Source organism: Cyanobacteriota bacterium (assembly GCA_025054735.1).
Classification (GTDB): domain Bacteria; phylum Cyanobacteriota; class Cyanobacteriia; order SKYG9; family SKYG9; genus SKYG9.
Genome location: JANWZG010000016.1, coordinates 1 through 3,549, shown reverse-complemented (window position 1 = coordinate 3,549; position 3,549 = coordinate 1). Strand labels below are relative to the sequence as shown.

The following is a 3,549-nucleotide window of genomic DNA, read 5'->3' as shown; positions in this document are numbered from 1 at the left end:
CAACGCCCGCTCTAAGGCTGCTCCAGCCCCAAACAGCGCCACAAACCGAGTCTGAGCAATCTTGGTGGCTCGCTCGGTATTGATGATCCCCAGCCTTTCCCCAATTTCGTAATGGGGCAAAATGTCTTGACTGGTTGGCAAAAACTCATCTCCCCACCGTCGTATTTCCACATTGTGTGTTTCGTTCTCACCAATGGGAGTTGTCTCGCTCGGCAGATTTGGAAACGTCAGCAGCATAGCTTCAATCTTGGACTTTATCAGCTTTTCAGCCGGTTCCAAGTCACTGAGAGTTTGCTTGAGTTGGTTACCCTCTTCTCGCAATGCTTGAATGTCTTCACCGTTGGGGTCGCTGCCAGCTTTAATGCGTTGCCCCACTAGCTTACCAATTTCATTGCTGCGGGCTTGCAACTGCGATCGCTGCTGTTCCATTTCGCGCTGTTGTTTGTCTAGCGCTAGTAACGGTTGAAGGTCATAGTCGCCATTGCGGGTATTTAGGCGTTGCTGCACTAGCTCTGGTGCTTCTCGGATGAGTTTCAAATCCAGCACGATCGTTCCCTACTGTTTTCACAATGTCATTTTTACAATGTCATTCTCTCTCAATCCTACCCAACTGAGGCGATCGTGCTGGGTTTCCTAGCACAACTTCAGTGCTGTGGGCGGCACCTCATCCCAAGACTCGACCGTGCGAATGCGGGCAATCCAACCCGATCGCTGTTGCTCATCCGTCAAGTTTTGTAGAAACTCATCGTGACACTTACGAGCATCATCTTCGCTGCAACTGGCAATACAAGCGTAGAGAATGCCAGAGGGATCAATTTGCTCATTAATCCATATTGTTGTCATAGTCATCATTAACCTGAAGATAGACTACGTTATCAGAGTAGCATCGTTAACTAAAGACAAATGTTACAGCCTGCTAAAGGATTAGGGATTGTCAATAGGAGGGAGAACCATGGGGGAAAATCCTAGCAGACAACAGTGGCTATCAACTGTGCACCATCGACGGGCGATCGCAGTGATTCGCACAGCAGACATGGCGATCGGGCGACAGTTAGCAATAGCGGCGGCTTTGGGTGGCATTCGGCTGATTGAAATAGCCTGGAATAGTGATCAGCCTAGTAGGCTCATTGCTGAATTACAACAAGAGTTACCCGATTGCGACATTGGGGCTGGAACAATCGTGAATCGAGAACAGCTTGAGGCGGCGATCGCCGCTGGAGCCGAGTTCATTTTCACTCCCCATGTTGACCAAGACTTAATTAGGCAGGCCATCGCCCACCATATCCCCATTATTCCCGGTGCTCTCTCCCCTACGGAAATTGTCCAAGCTTGGCAGGCAGGGGCTAGTAGTGTCAAAGTATTTCCCATTACTGCTGTGGGGGGTGTTAGCTACCTACGTAGCTTGCAGGCTCCCCTTGGGCATATTCCCCTCATTCCCACCGGGGGCATCACCCTGGACAATGCGAAAGAGATGATTACTGCTGGGGCTATTGCGGTAGGTCTGTCTACGGCACTGTTTCCTCACCATTGGGTACAGAACCAAAATTGGAGCGCGATCGCTAGCCACGCTGCTCGACTGGTAGACACCCTAGAGGTAATTGCCGCACCCTAGAACAGGGCCTGTCTTTAGTTGATTTCCCTCAAGGCCAATGTTTATAGCTGCAACCGCGATAGCCGAGCCGACTTATACCACTTCCCCACACTACAGCCATAGCTAGCTACTAGTAAGGACTCAAGCCCCTACTACGAACTAATGGGTTATGTAGCTAGCTTTTGAAGTACTAATCAACTGTTGCTAAGCACTGTTTGGATTAGTTTAGATCAGTGCTAGACGACAGTTGTGTCAGTCTGGAATGAAGCCCGAACATACTCCAAATGGAGATTAGTAATCAATACTAATTGCGCCCCTAGCTGCCACCAAACACTAGTAAGGGGGCTTCACCGACGCAGAACTCGACGACCCTATGAACCAGCTACTGATTAGCACGGGCATCGCGGACGGCGGCTATGAATAGGAAAATGGTCAAGGGCACGCTGGCAGCAAAAATCATCCAGGTTGGTAAACTGCCCAGATCGGGTTTGCCTGAACTCAGCTCAAAGATGCAGCCGACGGCAGCGATCGCAGCAACACAGGAACCAGCTAAGAATGCACCACTTTTCGGGGTCACGGGGTCTCCTAAGGATGTAGTAACAGCAAGCGGGAGTTAGCGGATAGGGCGCACTGCTTGTTGAGAAAAGCCGTGCTTGCTCAGTTCTTGGTTCAGAGCAAGTTCGTTTTCAACTCGATCGACAAACAACACACCGTTCAAATGATCCATTTCGTGTTGAATTACCCGCGCTAACAAACCTGAGGCCATCATGCGCTGAGGACGACCATGTTCATCCTTAAAGGACACATCAATGATTTCAGGGCGGCGTACATCCAAAAATACACCAGGAATGCTTAGACACCCTTCTTGGTCAACTGCCAAATCGTCGCTGACTTGATTGATGACTGGGTTAATCATCACCAAGGGGGGAGTTGTAGCTTCGTCGGGCTGGCAATCTATCACGAGCAACTGTTTTTGAATGGCAATCTGAGGGGCAGCAAGACCAATGCCGTTTTGACTGTACATCGTTTGCAGCATTTCTCGAACCAACGTCCGCAGTTCATCATCCACCTTGCTGACGCGCTTGGCGGTCTGGCGTAAGACTCGATCGCCTAGCTGATGAACCTTCAGGGGTGGCTTTGCAAGTTTCTTCTTCTCAACTAACACGTCAACTGCCATGATGATTGTTGCTCACACAAATACTAAAGTTGTCACTGGATTTATTGCTATTGTCACTAATTTGTCACTAATATCGTGCTGCGGTTAATGATGACTAGGTCGGACTTATTCCGCTTTAACCCTAATTCTAACGTAGCCCTGTAAAAAGCTACAGGGTTATGCCTCTAGTTTTAACACTCATTCCAGAAAGACCCCAATCTTACGGAACTTCTTGTAGCGTTGTGCTCGCAGTTCATCGGGTGATAGGGCGCTTAAGTCAGCTAGGTTAGCCAATAGGGCTTGCTTCAGGGTAGTAGCAGTAGCCAGAGGATTAGAGTGAGCACCACCCAGAGGTTCTGGTAGCATTTGATCTAGAATGCCCAAATCCTTCAGATCCTTCGCTGTGAACTTCAAAGCTTCAGCCGCTTGGGGAGCTTTGCTGGCATCTTTCCACAGGATAGAGGCGCAGGCTTCGGGGCTAGCAACGGTATAGACAGAATGCTCGAACATCAGTAGTCGATCGCCCACCCCAATGCCTAGTGCACCACCAGAGCCACCTTCCCCAATAACAGTACAGATAATAGGCACTGACAGGCGAAACATTTCCCGTAGGTTGTAAGCAATAGCTTCACCCTGCCCTAGGCGTTCTGCTTCAGCACTGGGAAGTGCTCCAGGGGTATCGATAAAGGTCAAGATGGGCAGGCCGAAACGATCAGCATGATCCATAACACGCATAGCTTTGCGGTAGCCACCAGGGGAAGCCATGCCAAAGTTGCGAGCCACGTTATCCTTAGTATCACGC

At 49.8% G+C, this 3,549-nt stretch carries 6 protein-coding genes; 1 reads left to right on the top strand and 5 read right to left on the bottom strand.

Going from position 1 to position 3,549, the window contains the following annotated elements; all coding sequences use genetic code 11:
- Together NZ772_01690 and NZ772_01685 are read right to left on the bottom strand one after the other, a co-directional pair.
- Nucleotides 1-546, bottom strand: a 546-nt coding sequence (locus NZ772_01690) for a serine--tRNA ligase (protein ID MCS6812276.1), incomplete at its 3' end; no start/stop codon positions are given.
- A gap of 87 nt (nt 547-633) precedes the next feature.
- The gene (locus NZ772_01685) at nt 634-843 is read right to left on the bottom strand and encodes a glycogen debranching protein (GenBank protein ID MCS6812275.1); all 210 of its coding nucleotides are present in this window, start codon (nt 841-843) and stop codon (nt 634-636) included.
- 109 nt (nt 844-952) lie between these two features.
- On the opposite strand from NZ772_01685, the gene NZ772_01680 reads away from it, so the two are divergent.
- Nucleotides 953-1,612, top strand: a complete 660-nt coding sequence (locus tag NZ772_01680) for a bifunctional 4-hydroxy-2-oxoglutarate aldolase/2-dehydro-3-deoxy-phosphogluconate aldolase (GenBank protein MCS6812274.1) — start codon at nt 953-955, stop codon at nt 1,610-1,612.
- A 361-nt stretch (nt 1,613-1,973) separates the two neighbouring features.
- Here NZ772_01680 and NZ772_01675 read toward each other — a convergent pair whose 3' ends face one another.
- The 3 genes from NZ772_01675 to NZ772_01665 form a co-directional block, all read right to left on the bottom strand.
- The gene (locus NZ772_01675; GenBank protein ID MCS6812273.1) at nt 1,974-2,168 is read right to left on the bottom strand and encodes a hypothetical protein; all 195 of its coding nucleotides are present in this window, start codon (nt 2,166-2,168) and stop codon (nt 1,974-1,976) included.
- Nucleotides 2,169-2,204: 36 nt separating this feature from the next.
- A complete protein-coding gene (gene def / locus NZ772_01670) occupies nt 2,205-2,768 on the bottom strand; it encodes a peptide deformylase (GenBank protein MCS6812272.1) in 564 nt (187 codons plus the stop codon).
- A gap of 177 nt (nt 2,769-2,945) precedes the next feature.
- Nucleotides 2,946-3,549, bottom strand: a 604-nt coding sequence (locus NZ772_01665; protein ID MCS6812271.1) for an acetyl-CoA carboxylase carboxyl transferase subunit alpha, incomplete at its 5' end; no start/stop codon positions are given.

Bases quoted from the DNA above. Each gene is read 5' to 3' on its own strand.
- NZ772_01680 (MCS6812274.1), top strand. From the start codon at position 953: ATGGGGGAAAATCCTAGCAGACAACAGTGGCTATCAACTGTGCACCAT.
- NZ772_01685 (MCS6812275.1), bottom strand. From the start codon at position 843: ATGACAACAATATGGATTAATGAGCAAATTGATCCCTCTGGCATTCTC.
- def (MCS6812272.1), bottom strand. From the start codon at position 2,768: ATGGCAGTTGACGTGTTAGTTGAGAAGAAGAAACTTGCAAAGCCACCC.